We start from the raw sequence: 19,617 nt of genomic DNA, 5'->3' as shown, positions 1-19,617 counted from the left end.
GAGCCCATCCTGAATTCTGTGTAACTGCAATTTAGATTAAATGCTTACTAACACGCTCATCGAACATAATCATAAATCGATTAAGAGCAGACGTCCAGTTACGGATGGGCATCGACCACTTTTTAGACGCCTGCTGAGTCGCTAGATAAACAACCTTTAACGCCGCTTGATCAGATGGGAATATCTTACGCTTATTCACAGCGGTACGAATCACGCTATTTAATGACTCGATAGCATTGGTCGTATAAATGGCTTTTCTAATGTCTTTCGGGTAATCAAAGAACACGGTTAAGCCCTCCCAATTATTGCGCCAAGAGGTAACCACATGCGGGTATTTATCGCCCCAGATCTCATTAAACTGCTCAAGGCTAGCCTCTGCCAGCTCAAGCGTATCAGCACCATAAACCGCCTTTAAACCAGCCGCTACTTTTTTTCTATCTTTCCATGGTACAAACTTCATAGAGTAACGTACCATATGCACAATACATAGCTGAACCTGTGTGTTTGGATATACCGTATTAATTGCCTCGCTAAAGCCTTTTAAACCATCCACACAGGCAATAAGAATATCTTGAACCCCACGGTTTTGTAGTTCAGTGAGAATACCTAGCCAGAACTTAGCGCCTTCATTCTCCGATAGCCACATACCCAGTAGCTCCTTTTTGCCCTCAAGATTGACGCCTAAGGCCAGATAGATGGCTTTATTAATGATTTGCTTGTCTTGACGTACTTTAACGACAATGCAGTCTAAATATACGATAGGATATAAGCTACTTAGTGGACGATTCTGCCATGCTGTGATGTCATCTATGATGTTGTCAGTAACCCTTGATACGAGACTGGTTGAGATATCAACGTCATAGATATCTTTGATACTCTCAACAATCTCAGTGGTTGTCTGGCCTTTGGCGTAAAACATGATGATTTTATCATCGAGCCCAGTGATACGAGTTTGATGCTTTGCAACCAATACAGGATCAAAGCTTCCTTCACGGTCTCTGGGTGTAGATACTTCAATCTCACCTGTGTCACTGCGCACTGTCTTTTTGGTGTGACCGTTGCGCTTGTTTGGGGTATCCGCCTTTTCATGCTTAGGATAGCCTAGATGCTCTTCCATCTCGGCTTCTAATGCAGTGTCAATAAATGACTGCATGAGCTCTTTTTGAAATGCTTTGATGTCTTCAAAGCTGCCAACGTGTTTGGCCATTTGTTCGGCTAGTTTTTTTAGTTCTGTTTGTTTTGTCATTGCTTATTCTCCTTTACTATGGATTATAAGCAGTTACACAAAGTTTGGGAAAGTCTCGATATCATAATGGAAATAGAAAGTTTATAGTCGGCGAACTTATAAAGAGTCACGGTGTTAACCTCGTTAAGCCTACCCTAGTAGTACTTGCACTCGGTTGCCTTGTGACTACTTTAAAGTTCTTTGACTATAGAGCGGTAGCGCCTATAAATCCAATCTTCTAAGTATCTTCTATCTTTAAGCGTCTCTGATTTTAAACAAGAATCATAACTAAGCTTGAAACATTAAAATAGGATACGGCATATCAAAGCCTATTCATGTAAGACTTTGTATATCGTATTGGCCATGACCTTACCGATACCATTAACCCCTTCAAGCTCTTGTTGCGATGCGCCTAGCAGCTGCTGTAGCCCTCCGAAGTGGTTTAATAAATCACGTCTACGCTTCTCTCCCAATCCTGGTATGGCTTCGAGTACCGACGAAGAACGGCGTTTATCACGCTTTTTGCGATGGGCCGTAATGGCAAACCTATGTGCTTCATCACGTATATTCATAATAAGATGCAGCGCTTTAGAATCCATCGGCAAATCTAGTGGCTCATGATCCACAAAATGTAGTACTTCTAATCCCGCCTTACGCCCCTCGCCTTTTGCGACACCTATGAGCAGCGTGTCATCAATAATACCAAGCTCAGTCAAAACCCCAATCGCCATATTAAGCTGCCCCTTACCCCCATCAACAATCAATATGTCGGGCAAAGGATGTTTTTTATAGCGCCTAGTCAACGCTTGAGCCATAGCCGCGTAATCATCGCCATCTGTTACGCCATGAATAGCGTATTGCCGATAGTCACGCTTACGAGCCCCGCCTTGATCGAACACCACGCAGCTGGCAATAGTGGCCTCTCCCATCGTATGAGAGATATCAAAACACTCTATGCGATCAATATTCTTATCAGTGACAGGTTTTAACGTGTCACGTAGGGCATTAAATCTTGCATGTAGCTCAAGATAATCACCAAGCTTGGTTTTTAATGCATTGTTCGCGTTGAGTTTAGCAAGATCTAACCATTCAGCTCGATGCTCACGCACATTGGTCTTTATTGTGGTTTTAATATTAAAATGCATTGTTAGTGCTTCTTGCACGGCAGCTTGGTCAGGTAGTTTATGACTAACAATAATTTCAGCAGGCAAATCGTCCGTCACCTGAAAGTAAAACGAGGTAATAAAAGCAGATAGATTCTCATCAATGGGAGAAGAGCTATCCACATCAGGAAAGTAGTTTTTACCCCCCAATACACGTCCGCCTCTTACAGTTAATACATTGACGCACGTCATCCCAGCTTGGCTTGCTACAGAAATTACATCCGCTTCGCCCTGTACAGTATAGACAGCTTGACGTGATTGCACTTCACGAAGCATGGACAACTGATCTCTATAAAATGCTGCTTTTTCAAAATTAAGAGACTCTGCAGCGTTTTCCATCTTATCGATTAGGGCATCATGAATGTCACCAGATTCACCCTTCAAGAAGCGAATGGTATTTTGTACATCAATGGCATAATCTTCAGGTGAGACCAGCCCTACACAAGGCGCTCGGCAGCGCTTAATCTGATATTCAAGACAAGGGCGCTTGCGTTGACGAAAAAATGTATTGGTACACTGGCGCATTTGAAACATTTTTTGCATAAGCACCAAGGTTTCCTTGGCAGCATGAGCTGATGGGAAAGGACCAAAAAACTTCCCTTTTTGATGCTTCGCTTTTCCGCGTCCATACGCCAACCTCGGGTAAGGCTTATCCGCTGATATAAACACATACAAGTACGACTTATCATCACGTAATAATACGTTATAAGGTGGTCGATGCTCTTTAATTAGGTTTTGTTCAAGCAGCAGTGCTTCGGTTTCACTGCGGGTAATAATAGTTTCTATATTATGAATACGTGATACTAAAGCACGGGTCTTGGGATGATCGATTGTTTTTGCAAAATAGCTATTCACACGGCTTTTCAAAGACTTTGCTTTGCCGACATATAAAATATCTCCATTTTTACCCAGCATTTTATAAACGCCTGGCAAATTTGGCATACGCTTAATTAGATGCTTGAGACGGACTTTTTTGTCCACATCTGATGTAGGCGTAGAGGTTACTGCGATTGATGAAGCTGCTGAAGCTATTGTCGTCGAATCATTATCCATAGATTACCGTTTATTTGAAAAATTACTATAGTTCTATTAATGGGGTAATTTTGCTCGTATTGCAAGTTGCCGTGATAAGTTGTTGATATAAGTTGCTGGCATATAGAAGCGTTATAATATTATTTCTCACTTAATTTATTAAAAGTATAATTATAGACTACTAAGTACAGAGATGTTTTATAGCTTGTTATTAAGACTAAGACTCTAAAATTAAACACTAAAAAAGCCCTTAACTCAGTGAGCTAAGGGCCTTTTGATATCTATCTAACTTTAAGACATATATAATCGATATAGACTATTAAATATCAAAAAGCTGATTAGCGTCTGCTATTTAGATACCTGGAGCAGTTTCTACTGCATCTGGAACGCCAGCATCCGTTTTGCTCTGAACACCTTCACGGCGCACAGATAATTTTTCACGGATACGAGCTGATTTACCAGAGCGCTCACGTAAGTAGTACAATTTAGCACGGCGAACAGCACCACGACGCTTCACTTCAATACTATCAATGATAGGAGAATGAAGCTGGAAAGCACGCTCAACACCGATACCACTTGAAATTTTACGAACGGTAAACGCTGAGTTTAAACCACGGTTACGTTTTGCGATTACCACACCTTCAAATGCCTGTAGACGCTCACGCTCACCTTCACGTACTTTTACTTGTACCACAACTGTATCACCAGCAGCGAAGTCAGGACGCTCAATATATTGCGAATTTTCAACTGCTTGTACTAATGGATGTGCATTACTCATGAGATTGCTCCTCACATGGGATGGCATAGGCTAAATCGCTTACCACCCGTTTATAATAATTACCCCATCATCTTCAATAAGATTAGATGGAGAAACAGAATTAGATTAAAATAACTGGTATGACGTATTACTGACAAGGTATCAATAATCACTTTATCTATATAAATAAAAAGTATTTAAAAAAATTACTGTTTAATCCAAATACGCTTTGTTGCTATTATTAGGATTAAGTTTTTTTAACACTTTTGCTTGTTCCTTAGTCGGCTCAAATTTTTGCCATAAGTCAGGACGCCGAGCTTTAGTACGTTCTACCTGCTGTAAAAAGCGCCACTTCGCTATATTAGCGTGATGCCCAGAAAGTAAAACATCAGGTACACGTGCTCCCTCAAATTCATGAGGTTTAGTATAATGTGGGCAATCAAGCAACCCTTCGACAAAAGAATCTTGTTCAGCTGATTGAGAATCACCCATCACATCGGGTGACCGTCGTATTACGCTGTCCATAAGTACCATCGCTGGTAACTCACCGCCAGTCAATACAAAATCGCCTATAGAAACTTCATAATCAACATACTGCTGTATTAATCGCTCATCAATGCCTTCGTAACGACCACATAACAATATCATGCCGTCATACTTACGCAGTGACACTACCATCGATTCATCTAAGGTTTCGCCCTGAGGCGATAGGTAGACAACGGGGCAATGTTGAGCATCAACCAGACAACCATGCTGACTTGCATTACTCTTAGCAAATTCAATAGCTTTTGCTAAAGGCTCAGCTTTCATCACCATACCTGGACCACCCCCAAAAGGACGCTCATCAATACGGCGATAATTATCCAGTGTAAAATCCCTAGGATTAATACAATCGATAACTGCTTGCTTGTTTTGAACCGCTCTACCTGTAATGCCATACTCAGTAATTGCAGCAAACATCTCAGGCATAATGGTGATGACTGCAAAATACATAACGTCACCCTCATTTGTTAATTGAGCATTTAAACTTATTTCAGTCGCTATATATATAACTGAGTCGTTAAACTGCCTAATTATATAGCTGAATTATTATCGGTTAAAAGATTAAATCAAATTAAAAATCTTTTTCCCAATCAACAACCATATATCCAGACGTTAAATCAACCTCGTCAACCGTTTGCTTATGCCAAGGTATCATACGCGGTTCATCATCGATACTATCAGGACTAGGTGTCACCTTTAGAATAGGATGCGCACCCGTTTCAAACAGCTCTCTAACAATACCAAGACACTCTTCTTGCATATTTATAACACGCAAACCGACTAAATCAGACCAATAGTACTCGTCTTCATCAGTATCGGGCAGACTGTCTTTATCAATCCAAATGCTAACCCCATTCATGGTTTCTGCAATATTACGATCAGGGACTTGCTCAAATTGAGCCACAATACCTGAACCTTGTTTGCGCCACTGGGAAACAGTCAAAGGTTTGAAACCTAAGGCTGTTTTCATCCACCATGGTGAGTATTCAAAAATCTCCTCACGCTTCTCGGTGTCACTAAAAACCCATAACCAGCCTTTTATGCCGTATGGTTTTTTAAGCTGTCCTACTTTAATAAGACTATCAGCATTGGGGGTTGTCATAAAGCATACTCACAGACAGCAATCTATCATAGCTAGCTATTTAACAGCCTAACTAATAAAGATTTACTTAAAATTTTGCGTTGATAAGATATACTCTCATATCAGTAACGCAGTAAATTAAGCAGTTTCATCAACAACAGCTGGCTTATAACCTTTTGCTAATGATTTTACACGATCAGAAGGCTGTGCGCCTTTTTCGATCCAAGCATTGTATGCTTCCATATCTAAACGAAGCTCAACTTCTTGACCTTTAGCTAAAGGGTTGTAAAAACCAATGTTTTCGATGTAACGGCCATCGCGTGAACGACGTTGATCTGCTACAACAACTTGATAGAATGGGCGTTTTTTGGCACCGCCCCGTGCTAAACGAATTACAACCATAATGTCTCTCTCTTACGTAGGTATACCAAAAAGGGCATAATTATATCAGAATACTCTTTATTTGAAAACCTTTTAACGGGTTTAATTGTAAACACTTTAAATATGATAAGCGATTAAATAATGAACTCCCCTTTTAAACACTCTTTTTTCTCGAAGCTACGTTTAAAACCCTACTCTAATACGTGGCAAACCACCCTAGCTGTTATGTTCATGGTGACCCTGAGTGTGGTGGTCTCCATTTGGTTTTTTTGGCGTAGTTTATATCTTCCAGAGCTTAAGAACCATGCGCGCTATCTATCAACAGAAATTAAGCTCATTAGTGCTACCCGTGAACGTTGGGCTGACAACCAAGAGGTTACGAATTGGATTTTAGCCAATAACCATATCACAGTGGTAGAAGATTCTAGCCAGTTTCCAGATGTGTCTAATAAAGCGGTGGCCGGATTTTTTACAGATATTATTCAACAAGAAATAAGTGAGCAGATTGGCAATGAGAGTGTGGTTTATTTCAAATTCAAACCCACGCCGCAGCTTTGGGTAAAAGATACTGAGCATCCAGAATTTTGGATAAGAGAACCTGTCATTTTTTATGCACAATATAGCCCAAGCTCCCTAATATTTTTTATCTTAGGTATCCCCTTATTTACCTTACTCACTATCTTATTATTAGTAAGACAACTAAATCGCCCCCTACGAAAACTCCAACAGGCAGCCACTAATTACATCCGTTTAGGTAGCGCCACAACGTTACCAACAAATACAGGAACGACTGAAATACGCCGAGTAAATATGGCTTTTAATCGATTATTTAGTACCCTTAATCAGGCTCAAAAGGAGCGTACGATTATGTTGGCAGGTATCTCTCATGATTTGAGAACCCCCCTGACGCGTATGCGCTTAACCGCAGAAATGTTGCCTGATGAATTTTTACGTGAAGGGTTGATTTATGATATTGAAGATATGGATGCGATATTGGAGCAATTTATCTCTTTTATGAAAGATGGGTCTGATGAGCCCGTCCGCGTCACTGATCTAGATGCTATTTTTAAAGAAGTTATGGTTCAGTTTTCCCCCATGGAATTTATCTATCAAACTGATGGTTTGCGCAAGGTCGCTATAAGACCTTTATCAATCAAACGTCTCATTATCAATCTAGTGGTTAACGCGCAGCGGTATGGCAAACCGCCTATCTACATGACAGCAACCGTAACGCCCACCTTTAACTCATCAGAGATTGATTATGATGATGAAGAATCTATAGCAACCCCGGGTATGGTGCGAAAAGCAACAGAGCAATTAATAATTTGTGTACGCGATTGTGGTTCTGGCGTGGCGCATGAACACTTAGAGCGTATTATGCAGCCTTTTGAGCGCGGTGAAACAGCACGTACAACTCAGGGTAGTGGACTGGGATTAGCGATAGTGAAGCGAATCACAGCGCTTCATCATGGCACGGTAGAAGCGATTAACCACCCCGAAGGAGGGTTACAAGTTTGTGTTCGATTACCCCTTGTTTCAAAGGCCCTTTCGTCAGACAAAACAGCTGACACATAGTACGTTTTCCATATCACTTTGAACACAGCCTACTTTGAACATAGCCTTCTTTTTTGACATAGCTTTGTTTTGAAATAGCTTAGCTGTATTGCGGCATCAACAACACTTTAATTAAAATTAGCTAGCTGATTAGAATGTAAGCATTAAAGATTGCAATAAAGATATAACTAGAATAAGTTAAGTAATTAATCTTCATCTTCAATTAGTTTCTTCTCGCCTTTTTCTTGAGTAAGCAGGTCAGCTGAAATGGTCTGAGTCAATGGACGTACCGGCCACCGCATGGTAAATCTCGCTCCGCCTAGTTTCGGACTTTCATCGACTGACATTGTGCCGTTAAACCAGAACGCAATACGCGATACAATAGATAGTCCTAAGCCATAACCCCCTGACGCTCTGGTACGGCTGTCGTCCAAACGTGCAAAGGGGACAAATACCTTATCTCGATCTTCTTCAGGAATGCCCTGCCCATCATCTTCCACTCTGACATACGCTTCACCCTTACGAACACCACAACTGATAATAATCTTAGAATCAGCATATCTTAAAGCATTACCGGCAAGGTTTTGGACTACGCGGTGTAAGTAACGGCGGTCTGCTACGGCAGTAAATTTTGAGGTCGATGATAGGCCTACTACTTCTATAGGTTTGCCTAAAGCGTTGGTTTCCCGAACGATCTGATCCACTAATTCTTTTAGATCAATAGATTCAAGGTCAAGTTTAGGGGAGCCTTCCTCAAGCTTGGCATAGGTTAGAATTTCATCAATTAAGCCATTTAGCGACTCTATATCCTCATCAATATAATCGCGCTGCATATGACGAGACTCTTCATCTTCGGTATCTGCTAGCATATCAACAGCGAAGCGAATACGAGCAACTGGGGTTCTTAATTCATGTGATACCGCACGGGTTAACTCACGTTGCGATTCAATAAGCCGCTTTATGTGCTCAGTCATCGTATTAAAAGTTGCCGCAAGCTTAGCTATTTCATCCTGTCCAACTACTTGAACGCGCGTATCAAGGTTACCATCACCCACTTCATTCACCCCTGACTGTATCAGCTGTAATTTACGCTCAAGGGGGAAAATAAGCGCATAAACACCCAAACTAATCAGAAACATGCTGATCAGTACCACACTAATAATTAAATTAAAAGGAAACCATTTGAAAAGACCAACTGGGCCGATGACAACGACCATATCTTTAATTTCTGAGGGGGATATTATCTTAATCGAAGAGTCATCTGAAAGCGTACTGTCCTTGAATAAGATGATAACTTCATCACTGTGCAAACGGCGCAGTTGATCCTCATCTAGGTCCATATTATTAACGTGCTTTATACTTAACGGAAAAGCAAAGCGTTCTGACATTTCACGTAAGCGTTGGCGTTTGCCATCTATACTTTCAAAGTAAGACAGATCATTTAATAACAAAACCGCCATGGCTCGTACTTGCTGCTGAGTGACCTTGGTAACACGGACCGTGATAACATTATCTTCACCTTCAATAGGGTGAAAAACATCGGCATACGCTGGCTGCATATTATATCGTAGTACAGTTTTTTCATCTTCCAAGCGTTTTAATTCACTGGCTTTAAAGTCAATACTTGTTTCAGACTGGATATTGAAATCGTCTCCGAAAAGTTGGCTAATGTCTTTTAACCATACCTCACGTTGATCATCGTTAGGTTGCTGTTTGAGGCCTGAGCTTACCAAATACATAGCACCAGTGGCCATGTTCTCTCGGTAAGCTTGGATGCGTTCTTTATTAATGGTGTCTACTAAAAGCTGAGCAAATAAAGCAACAAAAAGACAAACCAGTAATAACCCAGCATATATACGTAGAAAAATACTGTGTTTTAATGACGAGAATATTGGCATAGATGGTCTAATGGAACGTCATGGTCTAATGGATCGTGATGGTCTAATGGATCTTAAGATTGTTCAGTTTATACCAAATTGCAAGTTAAGCCGTATAAACTATTGTAGATTGTTATTGAGTTTATGTAGCAAATTAACTAATTTATTGATTGAACTTTAGATTATTCCCCAAGTGAATCATCTGAAATTCTAGATAGTCTTTACATTGAACACTATTATATACTGCTACCGAGACTTCAAAGACAGTTGAAATGATAAAACCAGCCTAAGGCTGGTTTTACAGTAATATATATTGAAAGTAACTTAATTAAAAGCCTTTATATTAACTTTTAATTCGCATCCTTAAGTTATTAGATAAGGTAGGCGTCTAGTTACCTTCTTTGACAAATAAATAGCCTTTACTACGTACCGTTTTGATGCGTTTTGGATTTTCAGGATCATCACCAATTTTTGGACGAATACGAGAAATACGAACATCGATTGAACGATCTTGTCCGTCATATTCAATACCGCGTAAACGCTCAAAAATATCTTCACGTGATAAGATACGTCCCGCATTAGAAGCTAATAACCAAAGCAGATCATATTCCGCACTAGTGAAGTCGACCAATTCTTCATTAAGGGTTACGGAGCGTCCACCATTATCAATGACCAACTCACCAAACTCTAATCGCTGAGGAACTTCTTCAGAAGGGGCATTGTCCGAACGTCTTAATAGTGCACGTATACGAGCAAGTAGGACACGTGGCTGAGCAGGTTTTGCGACATAATCATCGGCTCCCATCTCTAATCCTAATACCTGATCCATATCTTCAGTACGTGCAGTAAGCATCAAAATAGGACTATGATAGTGTGGACGGACTTCACGGCAAACTGTCAAACCGTCACTACCTGGTAGCATCACATCTAAAACAACTAAATCAGGTTGCTCATTAATGATTCGTCGAATAGCACGATTACCATCGGTTTCAATAGCGACATCCATACCATTTTTTACTAAATAGTCCTGCGTTAGCATTGCTAAACGCTCATCATCTTCTACAATTAAAATTCTTGGGGTTTGTTCTTCATCAATATTAGACATTATTATTCCTCAAAACATATTTTAGTAGGTACTTTGATTGCCTCTATCACAACAATACTGTTTATTATCAACTACACTATTTAATAATTATTATATAGATTATATGACAGTATAACCAATAAATATCCTTAAGCTCTATAATAATCATGCTTGAAACAAAAGTATATAACTAAATAGCATGGATATAAGTCTGATATAACTAAAACAAAATTAAACTGCTTTAAATGGATGTTGTTTTTGAATCTAGCCGTCTTTAAAACTTCGTATAGTAATATTAAAGCTACGACGTTATCTGATATTCTATAATGTATATTTAAATTGCAGTGAAATACGCAAATTAAAGAAGGAATATGCAAATTAAAGAAATCATGAACAGATTGCAGTACATTTAAAATTAGCTCATAAAAAAAGCAACCTTTAAAGGCTGCTTTTATATTTATATAAATAAACTCTCATAGATATTAGCTACAATTCTAGACGACTAGCAAAATCGTTAAGCACGGTTGCGATATTTTCTAATAGTTTGTAACTGAGCAACCGATTCCGCAAGTGAAGCCATTGCAGCATTAGTCTGTAGCGTTTCAGATTGATTCTCAAGCATTTGTTCTGCTTTCTTACGCGCCTCAATAATTTTAGCTTCATCTAAATCATGCGCTCGTAATGCCGTATCGGCCAAAACAGTGACTAATTTAGGCTGTGCTTCAAGAACACCACCAGAAACGTAAATTACTTCTTCTGTACCATCTGCTAATTGCACTCTTAATGAGCCTGGCTTAAGTAGCGTTATAAGCGGCGTATGACCTGCTAAGATACCAACTTCACCCTCACTACCTGTCGCAATCAACATATTGATTTCACCAGCAAATATCTCTTCGCGAGCACTTACTACTCGGCATTGTAAAGTTGCCATGCGACTCTCCGTCATTAACTCGTTAACTTGCAAATTCAGTATAGTTTTGAGAATTGTATAGTTTTAAAGTAAATAAAACCAGTCATTCTTATCTATTTAAAAAAAATTATTGGAAGGTATGACGCAATAAATTTATTGTGTCATACCTTATTAAATTTATAAATGAGCTATAGGTATAGGATATTAAGCAGCAGATTTAGCTTTCATCTCTTCAGCTTTGGCAACCACTTCATCAATTCCACCAGCCATATAGAACGCTTGCTCTGGTAAGTCGTCGTACTTACCATCTAAGATATCACGGAAGCTTGCGATGGTATCACGTAATGATACGTATTTGCCTGGCGCTCCAGTGAATACTTCTGCAACATGGAACGGCTGAGACAAGAAGCGCTGAATCTTACGTGCACGATAAACGACCAGCTTATCTTCTTCTGATAACTCATCCATACCTAGAATAGCGATAATATCTTTAAGCTCTTTATAGCGCTGTAGTACTTCTTGAACACCACGAGCAACATTATAATGCTCTTCACCGATCACTTGCGGATCAAGCTGACGAGAAGTTGAATCAAGAGGATCAATCGCTGGATAAATACCTTGTGAGGCAATATCACGGCTTAGTACAACAGTTGCATCCAAGTGAGCGAAGGTAGTCGCTGGTGATGGATCAGTTAAGTCATCGGCTGGTACATATACGGCTTGGATAGAAGTAATAGAACCCGTTTGAGTTGATGTAATACGTTCTTGTAGAACACCCATCTCTTCTGCTAGTGTTGGCTGATAACCAACAGCAGATGGCATACGACCTAAAAGTGCAGATACTTCTGTACCAGCTAGCGTATAACGATAGATGTTATCAACAAATAATAATACATCTTTACCTTTGCCGGTCTCATCAGTCTGATCACGGAAATACTCAGCCATTGTCAAACCCGTTAGAGCAACGCGTAAACGGTTACCTGGTGGCTCATTCATCTGACCATAAACCATCGCAACTTTTGAATTAGTAAAATTCTCTACATCAACAACGCCTGCTTCTTGCATCTCATGATAGAAGTCGTTACCTTCACGAGTACGCTCACCGACACCAGCAAATACTGATAAACCAGAATGCTTAAGTGCGATGTTGTTAATCAATTCCATCATGTTAACGGTTTTACCAACACCGGCACCACCGAATAAACCAACTTTACCACCTTTAGCAAACGGACAAAGTAAGTCAATTACTTTGATACCTGTTTCTAGAAGATCGGTGCTATTTGCTTGCGCATCGTACGATGGCGCTTGACGGTGAATTGACCAATGGTCTTCAGCATTAACTGGACCTTGTTCATCAATCGGACGACCTAATACGTCCATAATACGACCTAGTGTTGCATCACCAACAGGAACCGTAATAGGTGCGCCGGTATTGGTTACGGGGAGGCCTCTTTTAAGACCTTCAGTAGAACCCATTGCAATAGTACGAACAACACCATCACCCAACTGCTGCTGAACTTCTAACGTAGTTTCGGTACCATCTACAACTAACGCATCATATACCTGAGGTACATCAGTGCGGTTAAATTCGACGTCAATTACTGCGCCAATAATCTGTACTATATGACCGCTACTCATAGCGTTCTCCTTGAACTTCTAAAATATGGGCTTTATAAAATATGCTTTATAAAAAAAGTTAACTAATTACGAAACAGCAGCAGCTCCGCCGACAATCTCCGAAATCTCTCGGGTAATCGCTGCTTGACGCAGCTTGTTATATACTAACTGTAAATCATTAATAAGATCGCCAGCGTTATCTGTAGCTGCTTTCATGGCAACCATACGTGCAGATTGCTCTGATGCTATATTTTCCATAACCGCCTGATAGACAATAGATTCAATATAACGGTCAAGTAAACCATCAATCAACGATTTAGCATCTGGCTCGTAAATATAATCCCAATTGGTCTCAGCACGAATACCTGAATCTTTATCAATTGCATCATCAGGTAATGGAACGAGCTGATTTACAATAGGCTGCTGCGTCATGGCATTAATAAATTTATTATAGACCACAAAAATACGATCTAAGCGACCTTGGCTGTAATCCTCAAGCATCGCTTGCACAGGAGCGTTTAATTGCTCAAATGTGGGATTATCACCATAATCTGTGACAGCGGACGTTACATTGCCACCAAAGCTCTTAAAGAAACTTACACCCTTAGAGCCTATGACTGCAAATTCTGACTCGACAGACTGATCTTGGTACTCTTTTACATGTGTCGTCAATTGTTTAAACAAGTTGATGTTTAAACCTCCTGCGAGGCCGCGATCAGAGGTTACTACAATATAACCGATACGACTAACCTGTCGATTCGTCATGTAAGAATGTTTATAGTCTGATGAGGCATTCACTAAATGTGAGATTACACGGCGCATATTATCCGCATAAGGACGACCGACTTCCATACGCTCTTGCGCACGGCGCATCTTACTAGCTGCAACCATTTGCATCGCACGCGTAATCTTCTGCGTACTTTTGATACTCGTCACTTTAGCACGAATTTCTTTTAAACTTGCCATAGCATTTCCAAATCGGCGGGGTTTAAATGAGAGTTACACTTACATTCTAAAAGTTGCGATAAGCCATCTTATCGCAACCAAACCTAATTAATAAGTATGATCTTTTAAGAAGGTTTCAACTGAAGCTTTCAAACGGCCAGCGATATCATCGTTGTAGTTTGCCGTTTCATTGATCTCTTTCATAAGATCAGCATGTTCGTCATGCATATAGCGAAGATAAGCTTCTTCCCAATCCCCAATTTTTTCAACAGGAATGTCTGATAAGTAGCCTTCGTTAGACGCATAAATTACAGCGGCTTGTTCAGCAATAGACATAGGCGAATACTGTTTTTGCTTCATTAATTCAGTAACACGTTCACCATGATCTAACTGCTGCTTAGTCGCATCATCAAGATCAGAGGCAAACTGAGCAAATGCCGCAAGTTCACGATATTGAGCCAGCGCAGTACGAATACCGCCTGACAGCTTCTTGATAATCTTGGTCTGAGCAGAACCACCAACACGAGAAACTGATATACCAGCGTTAACCGCAGGACGGATACCTGAGTTAAATAAGCTAGATTCTAAGAATATCTGACCATCAGTAATAGAAATGACGTTAGTAGGTACGAAGGCAGATACGTCACCTGCTTGTGTTTCAATAATCGGTAGTGCAGTTAAAGAACCTGTTTGACCTTTTACTTCACCATTGGTGAACTCTTCAACATAATCAGCGTTTACACGTGATGCACGTTCTAGTAGACGTGAATGAAGATAGAATACATCACCAGGATAAGCTTCACGTCCTGGTGGACGACGTAGTAGTAGTGAAATCTGACGATAAGCTACTGCTTGTTTTGATAAGTCATCATATACAATTAGTGCATCTTCACCGCGATCACGGAAGTATTCACCCATCGTACAACCAGAATATGGTGCGATATATTGTAACGCAGCAGGTTCAGAAGCTGATGCCACAACAACTGTGGTGTATTCTAAGGCGCCAGTTTCTTCAAGTTTACGTACCACATTGGCAATGGTAGAACGTTTCTGACCGATAGCGACGTATACACACTTAATGCCTGAGGTTTTTTGAGCGATGATCGCGTCAATAGCTAAAGCAGTTTTACCAGTTTGACGGTCACCAATAATGAGCTCACGTTGACCACGTCCAATAGGAATCATGGTATCAACAGCTTTATAACCTGTCATAACTGGCTCATCAACAGATTGACGAGCGATAACGCCTGGTGCAATCTTTTCAACTTTATCTGTTAGCTGAGCGTTGATAGGACCTTTACCATCGATTGGGTTGCCTAGTGCATCAACAACACGTCCTAATAGCTCTGGGCCTACTGGCACTTCTAAAATACGACCTGTACAGTAAGCTTTTTGGCCTTCTTGTAGACCTAAGAAATCACCTAATACAACTGCGCCTACGGAGTCTTGTTCAAGGTTTAATGCCATACCATAGACATCACCCTCAAACTCAATCATCTCACCGTACATTGCATCTTCAAGACCATGAATCTGTACAATACCATCAGATACTTTGACAATAGTGCCTTCATTCTTAGCGGTTGCGCTTGTATCAAGGTCTTGAATTCGCTGCTTAATCAGTTGACTGATTTCTGCTGGATTCAATTGTTGCATTGCCTTGTTCCTTTAATTTGTGATTGCCTGCTTACTCGCCGAATTTTTTAGCTTAACAACTTTTTATAAAAATATAAGAAATGTATGTAAGCTTTAATTGAGAATTCACTTATTCGTACTAAATGAGAATTGAAATAAATTCATCTTGTATTACTAAGTTTACGTTAAGCAGTTAACTGTGTTTTTAGCTGTTTTAATTTTCCACGCACCGAATCATCAACAAGCTTATCGCCGATTTTAATGGTAGCTCCCGCTAACAATCTGGGATCTACATCTTCATGGAGATTAATAGAGGCAAAAAGAGATTGTTCTAATTGGCGCTGAATCATAGTGCGCTGAGCATCCTCTAAAGGATAGGCAGATGTAATGTGTACATCGACTTGTTTAAGCTCCTTGGCACGATACAAACGAAATTGCTGTAATACCTGAGGTAATAAGCGCAAACGCTCTTGATCCGCAAGCTGACGCACAAAGTTTTTAATTTCTGCTGTGGCTGTAGTCAACTTATTAGCCGATTGATCTAAATTTGATGAAACATGATCATCATAGATGCCTACTAATGCATCTGCTTTTTGATCAGAAGAAATGGCAGGATTATCAAGCATTTTTACAAAAGTAGAATCACCAACCACGCTACTTGCGAACTGAAGGAAATCTTCCCATTCACCAATGACAGTATTGTCACGTGCATAATCAAATGCAGCTTTGGCGTAGGGTCGCGCTAGTGTAGATAATTCAGCCATTATGTCCTCTTAGCCATATAGTTTATAAAAACTGTATTAAAACGAACTTGTATAAAGTCAGTAGTAGACAAAGTTATAACCTAATTCCCAATCAATTAATTTAGCTGTTAATCTGTTTTAGACAGTTTATAGAACTTATCTATTCATTAATCCCTTTAGCATACAACTTAAGGAATCGTTTGAACTAATAAACAGATAGTTATTAATTGATACCATTTAACTTCAATTAATACGTCTAACTTTAATTAATACGTCTAAAAAATTATAACGCTTCAATGTCTAAATTGATGAAATGCTATAGCTTAGCTGCTAAATCTTCTAGCATTCTAGCGTGCTGCTGTGCATCAACTTTTTCTTTTAGAATCTGTTCAGCGCCCAGTACTGCAAGCTCTGAAACTTGACTGCGTAAACCTTCACGAGCTTGATTAATTTCAAGATCGATAGATTCACGAGCCTGTTGACGGATACGTTCACCTTCAACTTCTGCTTGTGCTTTTGCTTCTTCGATAAGCTGGTTAGCGCTTTTATTTGCTTGCTCGATTAATGCAGCTGCTTTAACTTTAGCAGTAGCTAGCTCTTGCTCAACTGATTGCTCAGCATTCGCTAAATCAGCTTTTGCTTTTTCAGCTGCATTAAGACCTTCAGAAATCTTCTGTTGGCGTTCTTCGATTGCACCCATAAGTGCAGGCCAAATGAACTTCATGCAAAATAATACAAATATTGCAAACGCTATAGACTGACCGATAAGGGTAAGATTAATATTCACACGATCACCTCTTTATTAATAAAAATCAGTATTATTGACCATTCGCTATCTGATAAATCATCCCAAATACTTGCGAATGATCAACAGGGGCCACTGATGTTTAAATTAAGCTAGAGGGTTAGCGAATAATAGTAACATCGCAATACCAACACCGATCATTGGTACCGCATCTAGTAGGCCAGCGACAATGAACATACGAGTTTGTAACTGTGAGCCAAGCTCAGGCTGACGTGCTACGCCTTCTAAAAACTTACCACCTAAGATAGCAAAACCAATACCAGTGCCTAAAGCACCAAAACCGATTAGTAATGCAACTGCGATAACTGTGTAACCACCTAATACTGGATCCATTGATGTATCCTCATTTACTTTAGAAAAAAAACTTTAATTAATGTTCGGTTTGTGAAGCAAGTGATAGGTAAACTATCGTTAGCATCATAAATACGAACGCCTGAAGAGTAATAATTAATATGTGGAAAATAGCCCAAGGTACTGATAATGCCCATTGAATCCAGAATGGCATTAAGGCAATCAATACAAAAATCAACTCACCTGCATACATGTTACCGAATAAACGTAGGCCAAGTGAAATTGGTTTAGCAATTAAGGTTACAAATTCTAAGATGAAGTTGATTGGGATTAAAATAATTTTTGCAATTGGGTTCTTAGCACTGAAGGGATGAAGCGTTAGCTCCCCTACAAAGCCGCCAATGCCTTTTTCTTTAATGCTGTAATATATAATTAACGCAAATACTGAAAATGACATACCTAATGTAATGTTAGGATCAGTAGTTGGCACAATCTTAAAGTATACATGATGTGGATCATATCCCATAGCAGCGCCAATTTTTTGCGCCAATACTGGTATATAATCGATGGGTATTAAATCCATCAGGTTCATCAAGAAAATCCATACAAATATAGTTAGCGCTAATGGTGCGATTAATTTTGATGTGCCACTGTAAGAATCACGAACATTTGTATCTACAAATTCAACAATCATTTCAATCGATGATTGTAATTTACCTGGTACGCCTGAGGTTGCTTTTTTTGCAACAAACCAAAATAGCGCACAGAACAGAATACCCAAACCGATTGACCAAAGCATTGAGTCTAGATGGATGGCCATAAAGCCCATCTCACCAGCTTCTTGAGCGGTATGAGCAACTTTCCAACCTTCGCCAGGTAAATAGCCAAATGTCCAATTGGTCAAATGGTGAGCGATATAATCAGTCGAGGTTATTTCAGATGCCATAATCTTAGCTTCTTATCAGAGTGTGTTAACCAATAATTTAATTAGCAAAAAATATTTATAAAAACTTTTGGCTAATTAAATTTTATATTTAAATGAACATTTATTTGTTTAGATATTAAGTGCTTTGTACAATAATCTAATAGTATATATATAGATTTAAGATGTGAACTGTCTTAATTAACGCTTGTTTTAAAAATGCTGAATAGCTTTAAAAGCGCTTATAAAATATGTTCTCATCATACACTAATTCTGCACCAAATTAACAACTATTATAGTGTTCATTACTGTGAAATTTGATATAAGCAAAACGTATAAACTACTAAAAACTATAATTATTATAATATAAAGCGGTTACTATAAACCTTATCAGGCGTTCGTTAAGCAAATTTCCATAAGGCTACAAAGTGTGCAAACTGCATTACTAGGAAACCAGCTATTACCATCGCAGGCATTAACGACTTAACAGTCATAAATACCACACCAAATCCTATCAGTATTATGACCCACTTTATGATCTGCCCAAGGTATAACTGCCCGACTATATTGTGTTTTGATTTAGCACCCGTGTATCTGAATACAAACCAAATAAACACGGTTAGGGCTACCCAATTAATTAATGCGCCTAAAGCAACACTTTTGGTAACTATAAACCCAGTATTTATAGTGTTTGCCGCGTCACTCCGATAGAATAAGATATCGATTAAACTGGCTACTATTATAATTAAGATAAGAACACTGGTTCTTATCTTAGATTGTCGTCGTAACTTAAGTCGTTGTTGTTGTATTCTTTCAGACGCACGTAATGGCGTTTTTGAATGAGATGGCATGGCATTTCTACAATATAAATCGCCGACTATTATAGTGATGGCTTTATAGTAAAGCAAGAAAAAAAACAACCTTTACTGAATAATTTTTATGAGTATCTATGTAAATGATAGAAAATGAGACAGTATTTTATCCGGCACTACTTCTAGGGCTGCTTTGAAGGCCTGTCAAAGACTTATTTAAGGTTTGTTCTAAGGCTCGACTGC

18 protein-coding genes are annotated in these 19,617 nt (G+C 39.4%); 1 reads left to right on the top strand and 17 read right to left on the bottom strand.

The window, feature by feature from the left end:
- Positions 1–31 precede the first annotated feature (31 nt).
- From AC2SLP_RS10290 to rpsP, 6 genes are all read right to left on the bottom strand, one after another.
- Positions 32–1,246: an IS256 family transposase gene (locus AC2SLP_RS10290; protein WP_486535535.1), complete on the bottom strand. Its 1,215-nt coding sequence runs from the start codon at positions 1,244–1,246 to the stop codon at positions 32–34.
- A gap of 308 nt (positions 1,247–1,554) precedes the next feature.
- Positions 1,555–3,441 (bottom strand): excinuclease ABC subunit UvrC, encoded by a 1,887-nt coding sequence (gene uvrC, locus AC2SLP_RS10285; RefSeq protein ID WP_486536579.1) that lies wholly within the window; start codon positions 3,439–3,441, stop codon positions 1,555–1,557.
- Positions 3,442–3,772: 331 nt separating this feature from the next.
- Positions 3,773–4,198 (bottom strand): 50S ribosomal protein L19, encoded by a 426-nt coding sequence (gene rplS, locus AC2SLP_RS10280; protein ID WP_486536578.1) that lies wholly within the window; start codon positions 4,196–4,198, stop codon positions 3,773–3,775.
- 192 nt (positions 4,199–4,390) lie between these two features.
- Positions 4,391–5,170: a tRNA (guanosine(37)-N1)-methyltransferase TrmD gene (gene trmD, locus AC2SLP_RS10275; protein ID WP_486536577.1), complete on the bottom strand. Its 780-nt coding sequence runs from the start codon at positions 5,168–5,170 to the stop codon at positions 4,391–4,393.
- 121 nt (positions 5,171–5,291) lie between these two features.
- Positions 5,292–5,822, bottom strand: a complete 531-nt coding sequence (gene rimM / locus AC2SLP_RS10270) for a ribosome maturation factor RimM (protein WP_486536576.1) — start codon at positions 5,820–5,822, stop codon at positions 5,292–5,294.
- A gap of 117 nt (positions 5,823–5,939) precedes the next feature.
- Positions 5,940–6,203 (bottom strand): 30S ribosomal protein S16, encoded by a 264-nt coding sequence (rpsP, locus tag AC2SLP_RS10265; RefSeq protein WP_486536575.1) that lies wholly within the window; start codon positions 6,201–6,203, stop codon positions 5,940–5,942.
- A 120-nt stretch (positions 6,204–6,323) separates the two neighbouring features.
- On the opposite strand from rpsP, the gene AC2SLP_RS10260 reads away from it, so the two are divergent.
- Complete coding sequence (locus tag AC2SLP_RS10260; RefSeq protein ID WP_486536574.1) at positions 6,324–7,757, top strand: ATP-binding protein; 1,434 nt, start codon at positions 6,324–6,326, stop codon at positions 7,755–7,757.
- A 185-nt stretch (positions 7,758–7,942) separates the two neighbouring features.
- Here AC2SLP_RS10260 and AC2SLP_RS10255 read toward each other — a convergent pair whose 3' ends face one another.
- The 11 genes from AC2SLP_RS10255 to AC2SLP_RS10205 form a co-directional block, all read right to left on the bottom strand.
- The gene (locus AC2SLP_RS10255) at positions 7,943–9,634 is read right to left on the bottom strand and encodes an ATP-binding protein (RefSeq protein ID WP_486536573.1); all 1,692 of its coding nucleotides are present in this window, start codon (positions 9,632–9,634) and stop codon (positions 7,943–7,945) included.
- Positions 9,635–10,001: 367 nt separating this feature from the next.
- Positions 10,002–10,718 carry a response regulator gene (locus AC2SLP_RS10250; protein WP_486536572.1) on the bottom strand — a complete coding sequence of 239 codons (717 nt, stop codon included), beginning with the start codon at positions 10,716–10,718 and terminating at the stop codon, positions 10,002–10,004.
- Positions 10,719–11,211: 493 nt separating this feature from the next.
- Positions 11,212–11,628 (bottom strand): F0F1 ATP synthase subunit epsilon, encoded by a 417-nt coding sequence (locus AC2SLP_RS10245; RefSeq protein ID WP_486536571.1) that lies wholly within the window; start codon positions 11,626–11,628, stop codon positions 11,212–11,214.
- Positions 11,629–11,811: 183 nt separating this feature from the next.
- Positions 11,812–13,245, bottom strand: a complete 1,434-nt coding sequence (gene atpD / locus AC2SLP_RS10240) for a F0F1 ATP synthase subunit beta (RefSeq protein ID WP_486536570.1) — start codon at positions 13,243–13,245, stop codon at positions 11,812–11,814.
- A 66-nt stretch (positions 13,246–13,311) separates the two neighbouring features.
- The gene (atpG, locus tag AC2SLP_RS10235) at positions 13,312–14,190 is read right to left on the bottom strand and encodes a F0F1 ATP synthase subunit gamma (protein ID WP_486536569.1); all 879 of its coding nucleotides are present in this window, start codon (positions 14,188–14,190) and stop codon (positions 13,312–13,314) included.
- Between the two features lie 87 nt (positions 14,191–14,277).
- Positions 14,278–15,822, bottom strand: a complete 1,545-nt coding sequence (gene atpA, locus AC2SLP_RS10230) for a F0F1 ATP synthase subunit alpha (protein WP_486536568.1) — start codon at positions 15,820–15,822, stop codon at positions 14,278–14,280.
- A 164-nt stretch (positions 15,823–15,986) separates the two neighbouring features.
- Positions 15,987–16,565 carry a F0F1 ATP synthase subunit delta gene (locus AC2SLP_RS10225; protein ID WP_486536567.1) on the bottom strand — a complete coding sequence of 193 codons (579 nt, stop codon included), beginning with the start codon at positions 16,563–16,565 and terminating at the stop codon, positions 15,987–15,989.
- 295 nt (positions 16,566–16,860) lie between these two features.
- A complete protein-coding gene (locus AC2SLP_RS10220; RefSeq protein ID WP_486536566.1) occupies positions 16,861–17,331 on the bottom strand; it encodes a F0F1 ATP synthase subunit B in 471 nt (156 codons plus the stop codon).
- A gap of 105 nt (positions 17,332–17,436) precedes the next feature.
- Positions 17,437–17,682, bottom strand: coding sequence for a F0F1 ATP synthase subunit C (atpE, locus tag AC2SLP_RS10215; protein ID WP_007394515.1), 246 nt, complete (start codon positions 17,680–17,682; stop codon positions 17,437–17,439).
- A gap of 37 nt (positions 17,683–17,719) precedes the next feature.
- Positions 17,720–18,586 carry a F0F1 ATP synthase subunit A gene (atpB, locus tag AC2SLP_RS10210; protein ID WP_486536565.1) on the bottom strand — a complete coding sequence of 289 codons (867 nt, stop codon included), beginning with the start codon at positions 18,584–18,586 and terminating at the stop codon, positions 17,720–17,722.
- Between the two features lie 377 nt (positions 18,587–18,963).
- Entirely contained in the window at positions 18,964–19,413 is a 450-nt protein-coding gene (locus AC2SLP_RS10205; protein WP_486536564.1) for an ATP synthase subunit I, read from the bottom strand.
- Positions 19,414–19,617: the final 204 nt, after the last annotated feature.

The organism is Psychrobacter sp. CX21 (genome assembly GCF_057396255.1).
This window is presented reverse-complemented; position numbering and strand designations above follow the sequence as displayed.